Below are 19,267 nucleotides of genomic sequence, written 5' to 3'. Positions count from 1 at the left end.
CGGCATTATCTAACAGTAAAAGGTTTACATAGATGGCTGTTACCTTTTACAACGAGCGTAAATAAGTTAATTTTTGATGAACCATGGCGGGACCTTAGAGTCAAACCATGATAATAGAATCAAGTCAGCATCATTTGATGCCGCACCTGACATTAATATGCCAAGGATTTTTGTGGATGAAACCGTGTAAACATTTAATTTTTGCTTTTCTTGCCTTGACCATTAGCCAAGCAAGCCAAGCACAGACAGCTCCTCTCGATCGCGTATCAGTGCAAATTAATGAAGGTATTGTACTAGAAAGCGAAATAAGCAATATGTTAGCCACTGTTAAGGCAAATGCTACTGCAGCAGAGCAGTCGCTTCCTTCTGATCAAGCCTTAAGAACTCAAGTTATTGAACGATTAATCATGACTCGATTACAAATGCAGATGGCAGATAGAATAGGTTTACATATTGGTGATCTGCAACTTGATCAAACGATAGCTAATATCGCTAAAGACCAAAAACTAACTATTGAGCAAATGCAAGTTAATATCGCCAAGGAGGGAATGAATTGGAATCAATACCGCGAACAGCTACGCGAAGAAATGACATTAGGTGAAATACAACGTATTCAAGTTCAACGTCGTATCCAAGTTTCTCCGCAAGAGATTAGTAATTTAGTCAAAATGATTGAAGAAAAAGGCTTACAAGAAGTTGAATTTCAAATTGGCCATATCCTTATCGAGGTACCAAGTAATCCAAATAGTGAGCAACTTGCTAAAGCAAGTAAACGATCTAACACCGTGCTAAAACGGATTAAAGATGGAGAAGATTTTCGCCGCACAGCCATTGCATCATCGTCAGGCCCGAAGGCGCTTGAAGGTGGCGTATGGGATTACATGAACATCAACGAGATGCCGACACTCTTTGCCGAAGTACTGGGAAGTGCAAAGCAAGATGATGTCATCGGCCCAATCAGAAGTGGCGCAGGCTTTCACATCATCAAAGTACTCGATGCTCGTGGCCTTAAGACTCAAGAAATAAGTGAAGTTCGTTCTAGACATATTTTGATAAAGCCATCACCGATCTTATCTGAAGAACGTGCCAAGGCGATGTTAAATAAATTTGTAACACAAATACGTAACGGCGATACTGACTTTGCTGTGCTTGCACGTCAATACTCTGAAGATCCTGGTTCAGGGGCCAAAGGTGGTGAACTAGGTTGGGCCGATCCAAGTATCTATGTCCCAGAGTTTGCCGACACATTAAATTCGCTGGAAGTCAATGAAATCAGTGCTCCTTTTCGTTCAACCCACGGTTGGCATATAGTCCAACTTGAAGAACGCCGGAAAACAGATGCTACGGATAAGTTTAATACCAATAGGGCACATCAACTCATCTTCAGACGTAAGTTTAATGAAGAGCTACAGAACTGGCTCGATGAAATGAGAGCTGAAGCATATATTGAGGTTTTCAAACCTGATTCAAATAATAACTAAACTGAATGACAGTTAAATCTGTTACCATTGGCCAAAGAATCAATAGACATTTGAATACCATTTTAATCGAGGCTAATAATATTGACGATTAAACGAATCGCTATCACCCCAGGAGAACCTGCTGGGATTGGTCCAGATTTAGTTATCCAACTAGCTCAGCAGGCTTGGTCTGCTGAGCTAGTGGTTTGTGCCGATCCTGCACTTTTATCCTCTCGAGCTAAAATGCTGGGGCTTCCGTTACAACTTAAGCCATACCAACCCAACCTAGCACCAAAGGCTCAGGAGGCTGGTACATTAACCCTTGCGCCGTTCTCACTCAATGTAGAGGCTAAATGCGGTAAACTCGATGAACAAAATAGTGCCTATGTCGTAAAAACACTCACCTATGCTGGTGAGAAAAACATTAATGGTGAATTTGATGCTGTGGTTACTGGCCCTGTCCATAAGGGGATAATAAATCAAGCTGGGATCCCCTTTAGTGGTCATACCGAATTTTTTGCTAATCAAGCGAACTGCCAAGACGTAGTGATGATGCTTACGGCACCAGGTTTACACGTCGCCTTAGTGACAACACATATTCCATTAGCCTATGTTTCAAAAGCCATTACACGTGACCGGTTACATCAAATAATCAACATACTCCATACTGATTTAATCAACAAGTTTGCCATAGAAAACCCTAAAATATATGTATGTGGACTGAATCCTCACGCAGGTGAAGATGGGCATTTAGGCAGAGAAGAAATAGACACAATTATTCCAGCTCTAGATGAATTGAGAGCAAAAGGGATTAATTTGATCGGCCCTTTACCAGCAGATACCATTTTTCAAAATAAATATTTACAAGACGCTGATGTTATACTTGCTATGTACCATGACCAAGGTTTACCAGTCCTTAAAGCTCAAGGTTTTGGTAGCTCTGTCAATATCACATTGGGACTGCCTTACATTCGCACTTCGGTAGATCATGGTACAGCACTTGAACTCGCTGGAACCGGTCAAGCAGACATAGGAAGTTTTGTCTGCGCACTAAATAAAGCCATAGATTTGGCAGTAAAAGCTGAGTAGTTGAAAACAAGACATGAGTAATAAAGTACATTTAGGCCACACGGCCAGAAAACGTTTCGGCCAAAACTTCTTGACCGATCACAATGTTATTAACCGCATTGTTGGTGCGATATCGCCTGACAATGATCATGTTATGGTCGAAATTGGTCCAGGTCTAGGTGCATTGACTGAGCCTGTCGCTAGTGCTATCGACACATTGACAGTCGTTGAACTAGATAAAGATCTCGTTGCACGCTTACATGAACACCCAACTTTGAAAGATAAATTGAAAATTCATCAGGGTGATGCGCTTAAATTTGATTTTAGTCAATTGGTCGAACAAGATAGGCAGATGAAGGTATTTGGTAATTTACCTTATAATATCTCTACGCCGCTTATGTTTCACTTATTTGATTTTGCTCAGCATATTGAAAATATGCATTTCATGTTGCAAAAGGAGGTCGTACTTAGGCTCTCAGCAAGCCCAGGAACAAAAGCCTATGGGCGTTTAACGGTTATGGCACAATATCATTGTCAAATAATGCCTGTCCTTGAAGTGCCACCACATAGCTTTACTCCCGCACCTAAAGTCGATTCTGCCGTTGTTCGCTTAGTGCCTTTTAAAGTTAAGCCATGGCCTTGTAAAGATGTCGATCAATTAAGACACCTTACAACGACAGCATTTAATATGCGCCGTAAAACGTTACGTAATAACCTAAAACATATCATCACTGATGCAGAGTTTACCACCTTAGGTATAGATGCAACGCTCAGACCTGAACAGATCACTGTCGAGCAATATGTTGCCATGGCAAACCTTGTCATCGATAGGCCATAAATACTTAGAGTTCATCTTATCAATCATTGATTATACGATGAACATTACGCTAAATTTAGGAGGCTCCCCTCCTTTTTATAAAGAAAAGTCATGACTGAATTTGAAGATTCTATAAAAATTAACGTTAAAACGGAATATATTGAAGAACAGTCCTCTCCAACTGACGAAAGGTACTTGTTTAGATATACCATCACTATTATTAACTTAGGTAAAGAGCCCGTAACACTCAAAACTCGTCACTGGTCAATCACTGATTCGAATGAAAATACCAGTGAGGTTCAAGGATCTGGTGTGGTTGGCGAAACCCCAACAATAGCACCTGATACCGCATACGAATACACAAGTGGAACGGTACTCGAAACCCCTTTAGGTGTGATGCAAGGTAGTTATGGCATGCTCACTAAGGATGGACAAACCTTTAATGCAAAGATCCCTCCTTTTAGGCTTTCTATTCCTGGACTACTTCATTAACCCATTTTTATTTAGCTTGGGGTGCTTGTACCTGTGATATACCCAAGCCAACGTAAGATGCTCGTTTTTTAGAGGTAAAGTTGAGATGGCGAATTATTTTGTTGGTGATATTCAAGGTTGCTTCGATGAGTTCATTCTCTTGTTGTCTAAAGTTGACTTTAATCCTTCTCGAGATCAACTCTGGGCAGTAGGAGACCTAGTAGCAAGAGGCAATGGATCATTGCCAACACTAAGATATTTTAAAAAACTCAATGGTGGAGCTAACATCTCACTTGGTAATCATGACTTACATTTGATCGCCGTTCACGCAAAAATAAAAGAAGCTAATCCAAAAGATAAACTAGAGGCTTTACTTAATGCACCAGACATTAACTCTCTTATAGGTTGGTTACGGCATCAGCCTCTTCATCAAGAATTACCAGCACATAAAATTGTGATGAGTCATGCAGGTATTCCACCACAATGGGATCTATCGACACTAAGAAGCGAAAGTACATTGGTCTCTCAGGCTCTACTATCCTCTGATTATGAGGAGCAATTACTTAAAAAAATGTACACGTCAGACTCAAATCAATGGCATCAAAATATGAGTGCATCAGAAAGAAGAATTTACTGCATAAATGCATTAACCCGAATGCGTTTTTTACACCGTGACGGGAGTCTAGATTTTGATTGCAAGCTTTCTCCAGAGCAGTGTAAGGATCCTAATCTCACCCCATGGTTTGAACAACAAGGCCACATTAATCAAAACCATACACTGGTATTTGGTCATTGGGCAGCTGTAATGGGGCAAGTAGGCTCACCTACAATTAAGGCTTTAGACACTGGCTGTTGCTGGGGGGAACACTTGACGCTTTGGCATCTGGAAACCGATGAGACCGTAACTCAAAAACAATTAAATAATCATTAGCTAACAATACATATGTGACTCAAACAACTTCAATGGGCCGCTATCAGCACATTGAGGTAGCCTGAGCACAGTGCTATGATTTACTCTTAATTAAATTAATAAATCGATATTTCAAGCCTTCATCACTTAGCGCATTTTCTTCATCAACTTTCAGCCAAGATCCATCATCCCACTCGGGGAAAAATGTATCACCGGCAACATCAAGGCTAATTTCAGTCAAATAAAGCTTATCCGCTATCGCTAGCGTCGAGACATACAATTGACCACCACCGATAACAACTAACTCTTCAATATCTCCAGCGGCTTTTATGGCTGCTTCAAAAGAAGTAACGCACGTTGTCCCTTCGATTGTGAGCCCTTCTTGGCGGCTAATCACAATATTATGGCGACCGGGTAATGGTCGCCCAATAGAATCAAAGGTTTTACGCCCCATCACGATAGGCTTACCCAATGTCACAGCTTTAAAATGGCGAAGGTCTTCAGGAAGATGCCATGGCATTTGGTTATCTTTCCCTATTACACGATGATTAGCCATCGCGGCGATTAAGGCTATTTTCATGACGTCTCCGTGAATTTTTATCTTTGGTAGATAACTTTTACGTCATAATCATCATCGTCAAAATCATCATCGTCATCTTCATCGACATAATTCTCATTCAATGACTCATTGGCATTTTCATGATAATTATCCCACTTGAATTCAATTTCAGCTTCTTTATCAATCTCTTCCTCAGGTGGAAGTGCATCAATAAAGTCGATTAACTTAAGGCTTAAAGAATCTGTACCATCACGGTTATAGGCTGAAATAGTATAAACATCGCCTTGCCACTCTAACTCTTTAACTATGTGTTCTGTCCGCTCTTTCACCTCATCTTCAAGTAAAAGATCGGTCTTATTGATAACTAACCAACGTGGCTTACCTGCAAGTTTAGGTGAATGTTTTTCAAGCTCAGCAACAATTGCACGTGCGGACTCAACAGGATCCGTGCCATCAATAGGGTCAATGTCAATAATATGCAGTAGAACACGACAACGCTCAAGATGCTTTAGAAACTGCACCCCCAAACCTGCGCCATCTGCAGCACCTTCAATCAGACCTGGAATATCGGCGATCACAAAACTTTGTCCATGTCTTGGGTTAACAACACCAAGATTAGGCACTAAAGTTGTAAAAGGATAATCGGCAACTTTGGGTTTAGCTCTTGAAACAGCACGAATAAAAGTAGACTTACCCGCATTAGGCATGCCTAAAAGACCAACATCGGCAAGTAACATAAGCTCAAGTTTTAAACTGCGTACTTCACCCGGTGTACCTAGCGTCTTCTGTCTTGGCGCGCGGTTAGTGCTGCTCTTAAAGCGGGTGTTACCTAATCCGTGAAATCCCCCCTTTGCAACTAACATTCTTTGACCGTGGGTGGTTAAGTCACCAAGTGATTCTTGTGTTTCCTCATCGATAGCACGCGTGCCGACAGGAACAATAAGCACTAAATCTTCACCGCCATGACCAGTACAATCACGACCTCGACCATTTTTACCACGTTCAGCACGATGAAAACGCTCAAATTGAAAATCAATTAATGTGTTGTAACTTTCATCAGCTTGCAGATACACACTGCCGCCATCACCACCATCGCCGCCATCTGGGCCACCATCGGGTACATATTTTTCACGTCGAAAACTGACGCAACCACTACCACCATCACCAGCTTCAACTCTGATCACAGCTTCATCGACAAACTTCATACCTACTCCGGGCACCACAGAATAAAAGAATTATACTTCTTTGTGACTCATGTAGCCAAAATTTTTACCATAAACAATAAAGCCCCACCAAAGGCGGGGCTCTAACAAGCGATCTTAGCCTTAGCTAAAGATTAGCCTTCGATGCTAATAAACTTACGATTATTAGGACCTTTAACTTCAAATTTTACTTTACCGTCAGTTAAAGCAAATAGAGTATGGTCACGACCAATCCCTACATTGATACCAGCGTGGAATTTAGTACCACGTTGACGAACGATTATGTTACCAGCAAGAACTGATTCACCACCGAAACGCTTTACACCAAGACGTTTGCTTTCTGAATCGCGGCCGTTACGAGTCGAACCGCCAGCTTTTTTATGTGCCATGAGTTATAACTCCTAATTAAGCGTTGATAGCTGTAATTTTAACTTCGGTGAACCATTGACGATGGCCCATTTTTTTATCGTGGTGCTTACGTCGACGGAATTTAACAATCGTTACTTTCTCATCACGACCGTGGCTAACGACGGTAGCAACAACTTTGCCACCTTCAACCAAAGGTGCACCAACATGAACAGTCTCACCGTCTGCAACCAAAAGAACTTGGTCAAATTCAACAGTTTCGCCTGTAGCGACTTCTAATTTTTCTAGACGAACAGTATGGCCTTCAGCAACACGATGCTGCTTACCACCACTTTGAAAAACAGCATACATAGCTATTTTACTCCGATTTTTCTAACACGCCGCTCAATTATTGAGGTAAGGACGTATAAAAGCTTTAATGACAATGGTCGCGGAGTTTACGTTAAGAATGCCAAACTGACAACCCTTAATTCAATAAGAATAAAAAAAGAACGGAATTACTCGCAGTATTGCCTTCTAATTGATGCCTTGAGACATATTTTTAGGTAGAATCCTTACCATTATAACATTTAAGCCATAAATGGGGCCTTAAGTATTTATTGCACCCCATCAACAAGAGCCTATATATGGATTTGAACGCCATCCGTCAATTAGCCGACAACGACATGCAAAACGTTAATAAGCTAATATACAAACAACTAGAATCTGATGTAGCCCTTATTAATCAACTGGGCTTCTATATTATTAATGGCGGTGGCAAGCGTATGCGCCCACTCCTGTCTATTTTAGCTGCACGAGCTGTAGACTACAAAGGAGAAGCTCACTTAAAACTTGCCGCAATTATTGAGTTTATCCATACCGCATCATTATTGCATGATGATGTTGTCGATGAATCATTACTGCGCAGGGGAAGAGAGACTGCTAACGCGCTGTTTGGCAACAGTGCAAGTGTTCTCGTTGGTGACTTTCTCTATACTCGTTCCTTTCAAATGATGACCGAATTAGGCAGTATGAAAGTGCTTGAAGTGTTGGCCGATGCAACGAATGTATTGGCTGAAGGTGAAGTATTACAACTAATGAACTGCAACGATCCCAACACTACCGAAGACAATTACATGCATGTCATTTATTGTAAAACAGCCAAGCTTTTTGAAGCAGCAACTCGCCTAGCTGGCGTATTAGCTGATACTGCTGAAAATATTCAAATAGCATTAGCTGAGTATGGTAAATATTTAGGAACCGCTTTCCAATTGACCGATGATCTTCTTGATTATACATCTGATACTGAAGAGCTAGGAAAGAATATTGGTGATGATCTTGCTGAGGGAAAGCCCACCCTACCGCTTATCTATGCTTTATCCCATGGATCAGATAAAGAACAATCGCTGATCCGTGCAGCTATCGAAAAAGGCGATGGCACAGATAGTATTAAACCTATATTAGCAGCCTTAGATCGTTGTGGTGCACTTGATTACACCTTTAAACGTGCTCAACAAGAGTCAGAGAAAGCCATCAGTGCCCTTTCTATACTTCCAGATACCGAATACAAGCAAGCACTGATATCTCTTGCTAAAATAGCTGTAGAGCGTAGTCATTAATTTTATCGCGTTCAGATGCCACTCTATGATCTCTATAAACATAAGGGTGACAAATGGTTAAGCGAAATACCATCGGCACATGATAAGTAAACAATAAATCTCCAAGACATTAAAAAGGAGCCAACAGGCTCCTTTTTAATGTCATACTCTACGTTATTCGATGCTTATTTAACAAACTCGACACCCAGTTTAATATCGGCTTGTAGTGTATCAAGCATTGCGTCACGAGCATTAGCTTCAAATTCACTAATATCACCATAAGCTAGCACTTTTTCCACCCCATGCTTCCCGAGTAAAATAGGTTGTGCAAAAAACTCAGCATGTTCACTCCCACCATCGACATAGGCACACTCAACAACATTTTGTTCACCTTGCAAACCACGCACAAGTGAAAGGCCAAAACGACAAGCAGCCTGCCCCATAGAAAGCGTCGCGCTACCACCACCTGCTTTAGCATTAACAACTTCAGTACCTGCATTTTGAATACGAGTTGTTAATGTAGCAACTTCATCATCTGTAAAACTCACACCTTCTATTTGAGAAAGTAGTGGAAGAATCGTCACCCCACTGTGGCCTCCAATGACATTCACCTTAACATCCGCAACATTAAGGCCTTTAGCTTCAGCAACGAATGTCTCAGAGCGGATCACATCAAGCGTAGTAATGCCAAACAACCGATTTTTATCGTACACGCCAGCGGCTTTCAATACTTCAGCAGCAATAGCCACTGTAGTATTAACAGGGTTAGTAATAATACCGATCAGAGCATTTGGACAAGTAGCAGCACACTTCTCAACCAAGTTTCTCACGATACCAGCATTGATATTAAATAGATCTGAACGATCCATTCCCGGTTTACGAGCAACGCCTGCAGAGATCAGAACAACATCAGCACCCTCAAGTGCTGGCGAAGGATCTTGGCCAGCAAAACCTTTTATTTCAACAGCAGTCGGAATATGACTAAGATCAACCGCAACACCTGGTGTTACAGGAGCAATATCATATAGTGATAGTTTAGAATCGGCAGGTAATTGCGTTTTAAGCAGTAGGGCAAGAGCTTGTCCAATACCACCAGCGGCACCAAGTACAGCAACTTTCATAGTTATCTCCGTCATTTATTAGGTGTTTATGATGTGGATTTATCTTTCTAGATACCCGCAAGACTACTGGATCAATCAGACAATTTCAATTCCCCCTTAACCTTGATTAGATTTTTATTTTTCTTCATTATCTTTAAAAGAGCTTAATTAAAGATAGCAGTGTGAAATAACATTTATTTTACACTAAAAATCATGTATAACTTGTACCGTTTACATTCATTACAATCAATAAAAAAATAAAACTTTCGTGAATTTTTATTCACAAAAGTAGAATATTTGTTGACAAAAACGTCTAGTATATTCAGAATGACACAGTTTTTTGAATATTAAAGAATAAAAAAATGCAAGCAACAAAAACTCAAGATCAACTGGTTAGAACCTTTAAAGCCATTTTGAAAGAGGAACGCTTCGGTTCCCAAAGTGAAATAGTCATTGCTCTTCAAGCTGAAGGCTATAGTAATATCAATCAATCAAAAGTATCTAGAATGCTCAGCAAATTTGGTGCTGTTCGCACCCGTAATGCTAAGCAAGAAATGGTATATTGCCTCCCAGCAGAACTTGGCATACCTACAGCCGGTAGTCCACTTAAAAACCTCGTGTTAGATGTTGATCACAATCAAGCAATGATAGTGGTAAGAACAAGCCCTGGCGCCGCCCAATTGATTGCCCGTTTACTCGATTCAATCGGTAAACCAGAAGGGATACTCGGCACCATAGCAGGTGATGATACGATTTTTATCACCCCATCCAATATCCAAGAAATCAACAAAACCTTAATGACGGTTAAGTCACTGTTCAACTTTACAAGCTGATCTCTATTAAGAGCACGCTAAATAATTAAGAGAGCCGATAAACACCAGCACTCTTAATATTGAATCTGCCACTTAAAAGTAGCAGAACATACAATTTTAAATCGTTTAAACAAAACAATATTTAGTGCGACTCGCGTTCAATAAAATCTAACGAGGGAGCAAAGAAAGAGGCTCCTGTTAATGCTTGGCTAAAGTGTAGTAGGTGGTCATGATTACCATGCTCATCTCCATGCACCATGCTGTTGAGCATTTGTTCAAAGTTATCTGAATTACGACAATTTGAAATAAACATAAGCCCCTGCTCTTTTACTGTTCCGTAAGGCATGCTTTGTCTTAAAATCTCCATCGGGTTTCCTTGCAGATCTTTAAGATTAACACGCTTAACATGGCTCGTTAGTGGCTTATCAGCAGCGGCATATTCAATATTATCTTGCTTCGTTCGACCAATAATATCTTCTTGTTTTTTTTGAGGAAGTCTATGCCATTTACTCAAGTTATGAGCAAACTTTTGCACATGAACATAGCTGCCTGATTTAAAATCTTTATCCTCATCACCCACTAGCGCGACTTCTTGACGATGACGTCCCTTCGGGTTTTCGGTGCCATCAACAAAGCCAGTTAAATCTCGATTATCCATAAATCGAAAACCACGCTCTTCATCGACTAACTCCACTAAACCTTCAAACATTTGACATATCTCGTTGGCTATCAAATGCAAAATATCAAAACGATCACAGCGAATATGTACAAATAAATCATACTCTAAAGCTGGTGCATCACGATTACCGGCAGTCATTGCAGGAAAGGGCTTTAATTCTGCGGGGCGATTAGATAGGTACAAGCTATCCCAATAATTAGCACCGACAGCGATAAAGCCATTAAAGGCAGTATCAGCATATTGATCACTCAACTCATAGATATATTGAGCGATATTGGCTAAACAAGGTCGTAATTGCGACTCAACGCCATCATTAGCATTAAACATTAAATAAACACTGTGTAAATTACCTTCAGCACACACTCCCAATTGTTCACGTGGCATAACCTGATTTTCCATCTCTAAAATCACCTTTGAGTATTCATTTATTATTGACAGTATTATCTACAATTTTAAATATTAATGATATTACGACCCATCAATAAAACCAGTATCAAGCTTACACTCTTTAGCATACATGAATATCTTAATATTTAACTCACTTTACGCCTCTGTAAAACAAGAGAATATGTAACAGTAAGCAAATTTTTGCATCCCCATCTTAAAACCCAATAGATCACCACAACATAGACGACAAGAACAAAACATAAAGAAGGCACTAAACACCTAGACTGACTCTTTGAACGGGAACTAATTGATAAAGCTAACAGTTTACTTCGTAGTTAGCAGGCTGTTGTCATCTTGAAAGAGTCTATAAGGCTCTCATTTTATTGATTCACCTATCAGTACTATAAAAATTGCAAACAACACTTTAGAATCTATATCTGACATGCTAACGGCATATTAACTCGGCCTGCTACTGCGCATCATAGTGAGATGTTCAATACCCGACAGCCAAGTTGCTGTTGCTGGCGCAACTCTTTTCCATTGTAAATCTGAATGCCTAAAGTCGAGGTATTCGAGTAAACACGCTAAACAAATTTGTTGGATCGTCAATTCTGGAGTCACCATAACACCTGATCTTTCTATCTCTTTTAGCCCTCTTAACAATGATTGTTCATATCTAGCCGTCCAAAATAGAGAACATTTCCCTTCAAACTTTCTAAGCTGTTCTTGCCTTAAAGAGACTGCGGCATCCAATAAGCCATTAATCAGAGAAAGTTGACATTCACTCTTCCAATGATATCCGTTACCACCAAAGAGTCTGTTTCCTCCAAAATGATGATCTAAATATCGTAGGATCACTTTACTGTCATAAAGCGGAGAGCCGTCATTAAGTTGTAAACAAGGGATTTTACCTAATGGATTGATATCAAGTAGATCTTCACTATTGTCCATAGGATTAACCACACATTCCGTTATGCCATCAATCTCAAGGTGCTGGATCAGTACCCGAACACAACGAGAATAGGGAGACGTCTCTGAATATAATAATCTCATTTAGTTAATCTCTTAACCTATAAATATTAGATTATAGGTTAGTCGAGATACTTAGGCAGTCGAGTCTACCAATACTTTTCTATTGTTATCTGTCCAGGCGCTCGACGAAGGTTTTTGCTTAAGCCTTTTTCTAACAAGATACGATTAGCATCTTTAATCATTTCAGGATTACCACATAACATCACTTGGGAATTTTCAGCTGTGATATTAAGACCTAAATGCCGCTCTATTTCACCAGATTCAAGTGCGGTAGATATTCTACTTGTCAGTGCATTAGGATAAGGTTCTCGCGTAACAGAAAAAAGTAACTTAAATTGATTTGGGTATTTTTTCTCAAGCTGTAATAACTTATTTTTATAAGCAAGATCTTTGGCTTCTCTAACCCCATAGACAAGTACAACATGTTCAAATCTATCCCAAGGTTCAACGGTCTCTAGTATAGAAATAAATGGTCCAACAGCGGTACCTGTAGCAAGTAACCACAAATCTTTCCCCTGAGGTGGTACTTCTTCTAATGTCATAAAGCCTGCAGCTTTAGCTGATACTTGTATGCACTCACCAACCTTAAGCTTTTGTAAATTAGGGGATAACAATCCATCAAGAACCGACACTGCTAACACTTCTATAAAATCGGAGTTTGGTGCGTTCACAATTGAATAAGCTCGGGCAATCCTTTTATCATTAATGACTTGACTTAATTTAATAAACTGACCTGCTATATAAGGCTCCAGATCGACTTTAATTTTTAAAGAAAACAGATTTTCACACCAATCAATCCGCTCAATAACTTCTCCTTCAATCCACATGAATGACTCCAACGTATAAATGATCCCAATCAATTTTTAGCATATATTAGAGATCAGGTATATAGCGTAAAACTTCAGAGGTTAAGGTTTTTCCTGATCATCGCTCATATCAGAATTAAAGCTCTCTTTAAACGCTAATAACCCTTCTTGGACTAATGCATAGGTTTGTTCGACACCACTGGCAATATCTCCTTTTAACACCTCTAAATTAGTAAGTATTTCCTTTGCCTCATCAAATCCTTGATCGATAGCCCCACCAATGATATCCATAAATGAATTCAACTGTTCATCAAATGATGTATTCGAGTTTTGCTCTTGGTAAAGACTAAAAAAATTTGTCGCAAAATTAATGATTCTATCCGCAGTCGCCTCGGCTGAAGTATCAACGCCGTTATCATAGGCCGTTTGTAGAGCATTATCGCCCATCGTCGGAGCTAACTTTTCATTAATAGCTTCGATAGCTGCGCGATAAAGGAGCACCATAGGTTCATTGCTTGAACGTAGATTCACCTCTTGCTGAGCTGAGATAATAGCTGAATTCATTAATTCCTTACTGCTGACATAAGCTGATTTTTTGCTGGCTATTTCTGACACCGATTGACCATTATTATCGGAGACTTCAGTCTTATTTTTAGCAATTCGCGATACTTCTGAACCCTGATTATGAATTTCCATTACAGCCTCTCAATTGATACCTAACTATAACTATTATCGACTACTTTTAACTCAACTTTAGTCGTTATTAACTCATCATATTTTTTTACTCACAAACAGATCACTATGCTTTTGTATTATAAGAAAAATATTAATGACATGATTAAGGCATACTTATTTCCCTTTCTCTAAGTTCTTCTGGTATCCAAAGTCATTTTTGCATCGGAGCTTTAATATTTCAATGCTACTACTAACACTAAAATTGTCCCCCTTGATCGCCTATACAGAAAACATAAAAAAACTCAGATTTAAGTGTTGCTGGACATTTTTGTGCCAGTCAACTGGCTACGAGTCATCAAAATATATCTATAAATGCTCTTCCCTACGAACGCACCAAAGAGTCCCTTAAATCTATCAGTAAGGGCTAGTACATGACGATAACGGGCATAAATATGTCAGAAGGTATATCGACACATATTGAGAAAGGTGTTGACGCAATCAGAGTTGAAAATAGGAAATGCTCTCTTCATGGGTCATTCTGATTTTTTATTGAGGCGTTAGACGGCCTAAAAATTGACATTATTGCTGAAAAGGAATTTGGAAAAATTTACTTTCTTCAAGGCAAGCTCATCAGATTAATCACGTATAATATTATACATGATCATGTTCTGAGCACTTAGTCTCACGAATAATACCTTCTAGTACTACAGTCGGCTTAATTTCCGCTAATGTTAAACCTCGAGTCGTCACACGCATTCCAGCAGATAACTCTAAGTAAATATTGGTTAATTCACTTTGGGCTAAACCCCGTTTTTTCAACGTTGCCATTATCGCTAACCAATCAGTATCAACCGTACAATCTTGACCTTCAATGTTGACTTGCAAAGGAATATTTTTCATTTATCACCTCCTAAAATTATTATCTTTAAGTATAACTTAATTATACAGTTGCCAAGCTGAACCTATGCTGAATTCTCATTTCTGATTTTGTATGCACCACAATCTCGCATATAAACCTTTATTTTTTAACAAAAATGAATGTTTTCCTGTTTCGACAATTTCCCCCTGACTCAAAACGATAATATTATCTGCATCAACCACTGTAGACAATCGGTGGGCAATAACAAGACTGGTGTGCCCATTAGCCACTTCCTTCAACGCAGTAAGTATCACCTGCTCAGAATGACTATCCAAGGAAGAGGTTGCTTCATCAAAAATCAATAGTGGAGAGCCTTTTAAGATAGCCCTAGCAATCGCAACCCTCTGCTTTTCTCCACCAGAAAGCTTTAATCCACGCTCACCGACTTTAGTATACCAGCCTTCTGGTAATGATTTTACAAAGTCAGTAAGATGAGCCATCTTAATGACCTCTGCAACATGCTCATCACTTGCATCAGGTTTTCCATACCGTATATTTTCTAATAGGGAATCATTAAACAGTACGGTATCTTGAGGAACTATAGCCATGGATTGTCGCAGAGCATTTTGTGTTAATGACTCAATATTAATACCATCCAAACTAATCTTGCCACTGTCAACATCATAAAACCTAAATAGTAATTTAACGATAGTAGACTTACCCGCGCCGCTATCACCAACAATGGCGACTTTTTGGCCTGGGAATACAGAAAAACTGATCTTCTTCAATATCTGGCGGGAATCATAACTAAAACTCACATCTTCAAATTTTACTTCTCCAGAGACACCGACCAACTCTTTCGCATCTATCTTATCTTCAATCAACGGTCGTCTTTCTAATAGACCAAACATCCGTTCTATATTAGCCAAAGCACCACGTATCTCTCGATACACAAAACCTAAAAAATTGAGCGGCATAAATAACTGCATCATAAACGCATTAATTAACACAAAGTCACCGATTGTCATTAAACCTTCAACCACATAATAAGCGGCGAGAGCCAACATTAAGGCCATTGCCGTTGAAATTATCAGCGCTTGACCTGCATTTAACGCAAAAAGAGACAATCGATTTTTACGCTTAGCTTGCTCCCACTCATCCAGAGCAACATCATAACGCTCAGCTTCGTAGGCTTCATTATTGAAATACTTTACCGTTTCATAGTTAAGCAAACTGTCTATCGCACGGGAACTGGAATCTGAATCAGCTTTAGCCGCATCTCTCACAAAGCCTGTTCGCCATTCAGTAGCAAATATAGAAAAAGTAACATAAGTCAACACTGCACCGAGTGTTATAACGGCAAAAGCAATACCATAATTATAAAATAAAATACCTATAACTAAGATTATCTCTAATAAAGTAGGGACAATATTAAAGATCATAAATCGCATTAAAAAATTAACACCACTCGTGCCTCTCTCAATATCTCTAGACAACCCTCCTGTTCTTCGCTCTAAATGAAACTCGAGATCCAATCGATGAAGATGCTCAAAAACTGATAATCCTAGTCGTCGTATCGCCCGCTCCGTTACTCGCCCAAAAAGAGTATCTCTGATCTCAGATACAAGCGTGTTAAGCAAACGTAAAGAACCATAAGCAAGTACAAGAGATATCGGTATACTGATCAATTGTTCAGGCGATGCTTGCGTTAATCTGTCGACCAAATGCTTTAGAATAAAAGGCATAGATACACTGGCAAGCTTAGCAATGATTAAGCACAGAAGCGCTAAACCCACTCTTTTTTTATACTCAAAAAGATAGGGCCAAAGTAACTTAAGCACATACCAATTCAATTTATCGACAGGGCCATCAAAATAAAGAGAGGGGCGCATTAAAATTCCATTCACTTATTTTATGAGCAGTAGTAAACCTAAACAAGTTAGAGTATATCTAATTATACACTCGTTAACCTTGTTTTATTTTATTCAATGAGGACATTAAATTTGAAATGAAACCAATTAAACTTGTATCATATGATGTTTATTTTTAAAATAAGTCATAAGAGTGTAATTTATGTTACATAAATTACAGTAAATTGGTACTATTTGATGACATAAAAACGACCGTTCGAGTTAAGGGCTAGTGAACCTTTACTCCGTTATTTAAAGGAAATATACATGCTGGATTCATCTCAAGATCAATATCCTCCATTACCACTCATTCAAACTTGGGTATGGATGATGACCCAATCAGCTGACGCTGATATCCAACAAAAAGGTCAAAGTAATCTTATTGCTTCTTTTGGAAGTCTTGCAAAAGCCAACGAATACTTAGTTAAACAAAATAGAGTGTGATAACAAAAAAAACAAAAAAATCATTATAAAAAAAGGAGGCTAGCACCTCCTTTTTATTTCGGTATATAAATTATCCTAAGCTACGACGAGTAATTATGCTGTCATTAAGCATTTCTAATAATGACTCAGTATCCCCCCACCCCAAACAAGCATCTGTAATACTTTGGCCATAGCAAAGAGGTTCGCCTTGAACATAATCTTGACGTCCTTCAACAAGATTGCTTTCAATCATCACACCAAATATAGCCTTATCACCTTGACTTAATTGTCCAGCAACATCTTTACCCACTAACATCTGACGCTTAAACTGCTTAGCACTATTGGCATGGCTAAAGTCAATCATGATATTAAGATCTAAATGTGCTTTATCAAGCTGCTGCTTAATTTCACTTACATGCTCAGCGCTGTAATTAGGCTCTTTACCACCACGAAGAATAATATGACAGTCAGTATTTCCTTTCGTCTCAACAATGGCCGAGTGGCCAAATTTAGTCACAGAAAGAAAGTGATGCGGAGCACTCGCAGCGCCTATAGCATCAATAGCAACTTTTATTGTGCCATCAGTGCCATTTTTAAACCCGACAGGAGAAGATAAACCAGAAGCCAATTCACGGTGAACCTGAGACTCAGTTGTTCTAGCTCCTATTGCACCCCAACACATCAAATCAGCGACATACTGAGGTGTGATCATATCAAGAAACTCTCCCGCTGTTGGCATACCAAGATCATTAAGATCCACTAACAACTTACGTGCAATTCTCAATCCATCATTAAGCTTGAAACTGTTATCCATATCCGGATCATTAATTAACCCTTTCCAACCAACGGTTGTACGTGGTTTTTCAAAATACACTCTCATGACGATTTCTAACTGATCTTTATATTTCTCTCTCAGTTTAACCAATTGCTGACCATATTCTAGCGCAGCGACAGGATCATGAATTGAGCAAGGGCCGACAACAACCAATAAGCGATCATCTTTCTTTTTTAGAATGTGATGTATATTTTCACGTGCATTAAAAACCGTTGCAGAAGCACACTCTGTCGCCGGAAACCGTTCTAAGATCGCAATAGGAGGCAATAGTTCTTTGATCTTATTAATTCGTACATCATCATTTTTATAATACATGGTAATCGACTTACTCCGGCTAACGTTTAAACACATTTACTCAATAGCAATACTATCCCCAATTTATCCAGTATTACACCACAATGCAATCAAGATATAATAAATAAGCACAATAAATAACTTAATCATTTAAATTCAATTACATAAGAAACCGAAAAAAAAAATATAATACTTTCTATAGACTCATTTATGGTCTAAATCTCTTTAAATTATAGTCATATATAGACTTTTGGTAGTCATTTGATCTTAAACTTAGATATAGTAAACTTTATAAGAAAATTGCAGATTATTCCTATCAACCAGCTTACTTAAATTAACATTTTCACCTTATAGGATTGAAAATAAAGTTAATATTTTTATCAGCATAAAGCATAACTATCATGATTTCTTATCGCATCCAAACTGGCTGATATGTAAACTGATAAGATCGAATATGGGTGTTGACACCTTTCCCCATGTAACTTATATCCATGGCTCAAATCGACTTTATATGGCCAAAAAAAACCAAATAAGCAATAACCTAATCAATTTTATCCATCAATGTAGAAGTTCCATCAATCGCGTCAACCTGAATGTACAACTCTTTATTTTCATATAAATAAGGTCGGTAAAAAAGACCATTACAGTGGTAATAGTGATAAGGACTACGAAAAGGTATACAGTTCAACGGCAGCGACTGCAAAATGTCTATTTGCTGCTGCATCCTTAACGCCTCTTTCCACTCATATTCACGTAAAACCTCATCACGCACAGCAAAGGCATCAAATGGCTCACTTGATTTACGCACAACAATCTGACCAGAAAAAGCGATGGGACTGAAATAAAACGCAAATAAAAAAAAGAGCAAATAACACACCACTTCGCTTCTTAAATAAATCATCTTAACCCTACTTTAACAACTAAAAGTCATGCCATTAAGTATTACACATTCAATCAATATAATGACTATCTAATAGAACCTTACCTATGCTATTAATCTGGTACTGCTAGTCTACTAAAAAGTG

Annotated in this window: 21 protein-coding genes; 8 read left to right on the top strand and 13 right to left on the bottom strand. The window is 38.9% G+C overall.

From position 1 onward, the window contains the following. Window positions 1-176 precede the first annotated feature (176 nt). The 5 genes from surA to HQQ94_RS04935 all read left to right on the top strand — a co-directional run bounded on the left by surA (window position 177) and on the right by HQQ94_RS04935 (window position 4,747). The gene (gene surA, locus HQQ94_RS04955) at window positions 177-1,481 is read left to right on the top strand and encodes a peptidylprolyl isomerase SurA (RefSeq protein WP_173293367.1); all 1,305 of its coding nucleotides are present in this window, start codon (window positions 177-179) and stop codon (window positions 1,479-1,481) included. An 81-nt stretch (window positions 1,482-1,562) separates the two neighbouring features. After that, window positions 1,563-2,549 carry a 4-hydroxythreonine-4-phosphate dehydrogenase PdxA gene (gene pdxA, locus HQQ94_RS04950; protein WP_173293366.1) on the top strand — a complete coding sequence of 329 codons (987 nt, stop codon included), beginning with the start codon at window positions 1,563-1,565 and terminating at the stop codon, window positions 2,547-2,549. A gap of 13 nt (window positions 2,550-2,562) precedes the next feature. Next, a complete protein-coding gene (gene rsmA / locus HQQ94_RS04945) occupies window positions 2,563-3,366 on the top strand; it encodes a 16S rRNA (adenine(1518)-N(6)/adenine(1519)-N(6))-dimethyltransferase RsmA (protein ID WP_173293365.1) in 804 nt (267 codons plus the stop codon). Window positions 3,367-3,456: 90 nt separating this feature from the next. Next, a complete protein-coding gene (gene apaG, locus HQQ94_RS04940) occupies window positions 3,457-3,837 on the top strand; it encodes a Co2+/Mg2+ efflux protein ApaG (RefSeq protein ID WP_173293364.1) in 381 nt (126 codons plus the stop codon). Between the two features lie 85 nt (window positions 3,838-3,922). Continuing rightward, window positions 3,923-4,747 (top strand): symmetrical bis(5'-nucleosyl)-tetraphosphatase, encoded by an 825-nt coding sequence (locus HQQ94_RS04935; RefSeq protein WP_173293363.1) that lies wholly within the window; start codon window positions 3,923-3,925, stop codon window positions 4,745-4,747. 73 nt (window positions 4,748-4,820) lie between these two features. Here HQQ94_RS04935 and folA read toward each other — a convergent pair whose 3' ends face one another. The 4 genes from folA to rplU form a co-directional block, all read right to left on the bottom strand. After that, entirely contained in the window at window positions 4,821-5,306 is a 486-nt protein-coding gene (gene folA, locus HQQ94_RS04930; RefSeq protein ID WP_173293362.1) for a type 3 dihydrofolate reductase, read from the bottom strand. A gap of 17 nt (window positions 5,307-5,323) precedes the next feature. Then, window positions 5,324-6,490, bottom strand: a complete 1,167-nt coding sequence (gene cgtA / locus HQQ94_RS04925) for an Obg family GTPase CgtA (RefSeq protein ID WP_173293361.1) — start codon at window positions 6,488-6,490, stop codon at window positions 5,324-5,326. Between the two features lie 131 nt (window positions 6,491-6,621). Continuing rightward, entirely contained in the window at window positions 6,622-6,876 is a 255-nt protein-coding gene (rpmA, locus tag HQQ94_RS04920; RefSeq protein ID WP_173293360.1) for a 50S ribosomal protein L27, read from the bottom strand. 16 nt (window positions 6,877-6,892) lie between these two features. After that, complete coding sequence (gene rplU, locus HQQ94_RS04915; RefSeq protein WP_173293359.1) at window positions 6,893-7,204, bottom strand: 50S ribosomal protein L21; 312 nt, start codon at window positions 7,202-7,204, stop codon at window positions 6,893-6,895. Between the two features lie 275 nt (window positions 7,205-7,479). On the opposite strand from rplU, the gene ispB reads away from it, so the two are divergent. After that, window positions 7,480-8,451: an octaprenyl diphosphate synthase gene (ispB, locus tag HQQ94_RS04910; RefSeq protein ID WP_173293358.1), complete on the top strand. Its 972-nt coding sequence runs from the start codon at window positions 7,480-7,482 to the stop codon at window positions 8,449-8,451. 164 nt (window positions 8,452-8,615) lie between these two features. Here ispB and mdh read toward each other — a convergent pair whose 3' ends face one another. Next, window positions 8,616-9,551, bottom strand: a complete 936-nt coding sequence (mdh, locus tag HQQ94_RS04905) for a malate dehydrogenase (RefSeq protein WP_173293357.1) — start codon at window positions 9,549-9,551, stop codon at window positions 8,616-8,618. A gap of 341 nt (window positions 9,552-9,892) precedes the next feature. On the opposite strand from mdh, the gene argR reads away from it, so the two are divergent. Continuing rightward, on the top strand, window positions 9,893-10,363 hold the full coding sequence (argR, locus tag HQQ94_RS04900; RefSeq protein ID WP_173293356.1) for a transcriptional regulator ArgR: 471 nt from the start codon (window positions 9,893-9,895) through the stop codon (window positions 10,361-10,363). A 121-nt stretch (window positions 10,364-10,484) separates the two neighbouring features. Here the strand turns inward: argR and HQQ94_RS04895 are convergent, their stop codons facing one another. The 6 genes from HQQ94_RS04895 to HQQ94_RS04870 form a co-directional block, all read right to left on the bottom strand. Continuing rightward, on the bottom strand, window positions 10,485-11,420 hold the full coding sequence (locus tag HQQ94_RS04895) for a Dyp-type peroxidase (protein ID WP_173293355.1): 936 nt from the start codon (window positions 11,418-11,420) through the stop codon (window positions 10,485-10,487). A gap of 444 nt (window positions 11,421-11,864) precedes the next feature. Beyond that, entirely contained in the window at window positions 11,865-12,461 is a 597-nt protein-coding gene (locus tag HQQ94_RS04890; protein ID WP_173293354.1) for a glutathione S-transferase, read from the bottom strand. 65 nt (window positions 12,462-12,526) lie between these two features. Next, window positions 12,527-13,267 (bottom strand): ferredoxin--NADP reductase, encoded by a 741-nt coding sequence (locus HQQ94_RS04885; protein WP_173293353.1) that lies wholly within the window; start codon window positions 13,265-13,267, stop codon window positions 12,527-12,529. A gap of 81 nt (window positions 13,268-13,348) precedes the next feature. Continuing rightward, on the bottom strand, window positions 13,349-13,942 hold the full coding sequence (locus HQQ94_RS04880; protein WP_173293352.1) for a DUF5610 domain-containing protein: 594 nt from the start codon (window positions 13,940-13,942) through the stop codon (window positions 13,349-13,351). Between the two features lie 630 nt (window positions 13,943-14,572). Beyond that, window positions 14,573-14,821, bottom strand: coding sequence for a hypothetical protein (locus tag HQQ94_RS04875; protein WP_173293351.1), 249 nt, complete (start codon window positions 14,819-14,821; stop codon window positions 14,573-14,575). A 75-nt stretch (window positions 14,822-14,896) separates the two neighbouring features. Beyond that, window positions 14,897-16,672 carry an ABC transporter ATP-binding protein/permease gene (locus HQQ94_RS04870; RefSeq protein WP_173293350.1) on the bottom strand — a complete coding sequence of 592 codons (1,776 nt, stop codon included), beginning with the start codon at window positions 16,670-16,672 and terminating at the stop codon, window positions 14,897-14,899. A gap of 285 nt (window positions 16,673-16,957) precedes the next feature. On the opposite strand from HQQ94_RS04870, the gene HQQ94_RS04865 reads away from it, so the two are divergent. Then, entirely contained in the window at window positions 16,958-17,134 is a 177-nt protein-coding gene (locus tag HQQ94_RS04865) for a hypothetical protein (protein ID WP_173293349.1), read from the top strand. A 70-nt stretch (window positions 17,135-17,204) separates the two neighbouring features. Here the strand turns inward: HQQ94_RS04865 and aroG are convergent, their stop codons facing one another. Next, entirely contained in the window at window positions 17,205-18,263 is a 1,059-nt protein-coding gene (aroG, locus tag HQQ94_RS04860) for a 3-deoxy-7-phosphoheptulonate synthase AroG (RefSeq protein WP_173293348.1), read from the bottom strand. A gap of 520 nt (window positions 18,264-18,783) precedes the next feature. Further along, window positions 18,784-19,143: a hypothetical protein gene (locus tag HQQ94_RS04855; RefSeq protein ID WP_254304002.1), complete on the bottom strand. Its 360-nt coding sequence runs from the start codon at window positions 19,141-19,143 to the stop codon at window positions 18,784-18,786. Window positions 19,144-19,267: the final 124 nt, after the last annotated feature.

It is taken from the genome of Shewanella sp. VB17, from assembly GCF_013248905.1.
In the GTDB taxonomy this organism is placed as follows: Bacteria; Pseudomonadota; Gammaproteobacteria; order Enterobacterales; family Shewanellaceae; genus Shewanella.
This window is presented reverse-complemented; position numbering and strand designations above follow the sequence as displayed.

Bases quoted from the DNA above. Each gene is read 5' to 3' on its own strand.
- surA (WP_173293367.1), top strand. From the start codon at position 177: ATGAAACCGTGTAAACATTTAATTTTTGCTTTTCTTGCCTTGACCATT.
- rsmA (WP_173293365.1), top strand. From the start codon at position 2,563: ATGAGTAATAAAGTACATTTAGGCCACACGGCCAGAAAACGTTTCGGC.
- apaG (WP_173293364.1), top strand. From the start codon at position 3,457: ATGACTGAATTTGAAGATTCTATAAAAATTAACGTTAAAACGGAATAT.
- HQQ94_RS04935 (WP_173293363.1), top strand. From the start codon at position 3,923: ATGGCGAATTATTTTGTTGGTGATATTCAAGGTTGCTTCGATGAGTTC.
- folA (WP_173293362.1), bottom strand. From the start codon at position 5,306: ATGAAAATAGCCTTAATCGCCGCGATGGCTAATCATCGTGTAATAGGG.
- cgtA (WP_173293361.1), bottom strand. From the start codon at position 6,490: ATGAAGTTTGTCGATGAAGCTGTGATCAGAGTTGAAGCTGGTGATGGT.
- rpmA (WP_173293360.1), bottom strand. From the start codon at position 6,876: ATGGCACATAAAAAAGCTGGCGGTTCGACTCGTAACGGCCGCGATTCA.
- rplU (WP_173293359.1), bottom strand. From the start codon at position 7,204: ATGTATGCTGTTTTTCAAAGTGGTGGTAAGCAGCATCGTGTTGCTGAA.
- ispB (WP_173293358.1), top strand. From the start codon at position 7,480: ATGGATTTGAACGCCATCCGTCAATTAGCCGACAACGACATGCAAAAC.
- mdh (WP_173293357.1), bottom strand. From the start codon at position 9,551: ATGAAAGTTGCTGTACTTGGTGCCGCTGGTGGTATTGGACAAGCTCTT.
- argR (WP_173293356.1), top strand. From the start codon at position 9,893: ATGCAAGCAACAAAAACTCAAGATCAACTGGTTAGAACCTTTAAAGCC.
- HQQ94_RS04895 (WP_173293355.1), bottom strand. From the start codon at position 11,420: ATGGAAAATCAGGTTATGCCACGTGAACAATTGGGAGTGTGTGCTGAA.
- HQQ94_RS04890 (WP_173293354.1), bottom strand. From the start codon at position 12,461: ATGAGATTATTATATTCAGAGACGTCTCCCTATTCTCGTTGTGTTCGG.
- HQQ94_RS04885 (WP_173293353.1), bottom strand. From the start codon at position 13,267: ATGTGGATTGAAGGAGAAGTTATTGAGCGGATTGATTGGTGTGAAAAT.
- HQQ94_RS04880 (WP_173293352.1), bottom strand. From the start codon at position 13,942: ATGGAAATTCATAATCAGGGTTCAGAAGTATCGCGAATTGCTAAAAAT.
- HQQ94_RS04875 (WP_173293351.1), bottom strand. From the start codon at position 14,821: ATGAAAAATATTCCTTTGCAAGTCAACATTGAAGGTCAAGATTGTACG.
- HQQ94_RS04870 (WP_173293350.1), bottom strand. From the start codon at position 16,672: ATGCGCCCCTCTCTTTATTTTGATGGCCCTGTCGATAAATTGAATTGG.
- HQQ94_RS04865 (WP_173293349.1), top strand. From the start codon at position 16,958: ATGCTGGATTCATCTCAAGATCAATATCCTCCATTACCACTCATTCAA.
- aroG (WP_173293348.1), bottom strand. From the start codon at position 18,263: ATGTATTATAAAAATGATGATGTACGAATTAATAAGATCAAAGAACTA.
- HQQ94_RS04855 (WP_254304002.1), bottom strand. From the start codon at position 19,143: ATGATTTATTTAAGAAGCGAAGTGGTGTGTTATTTGCTCTTTTTTTTA.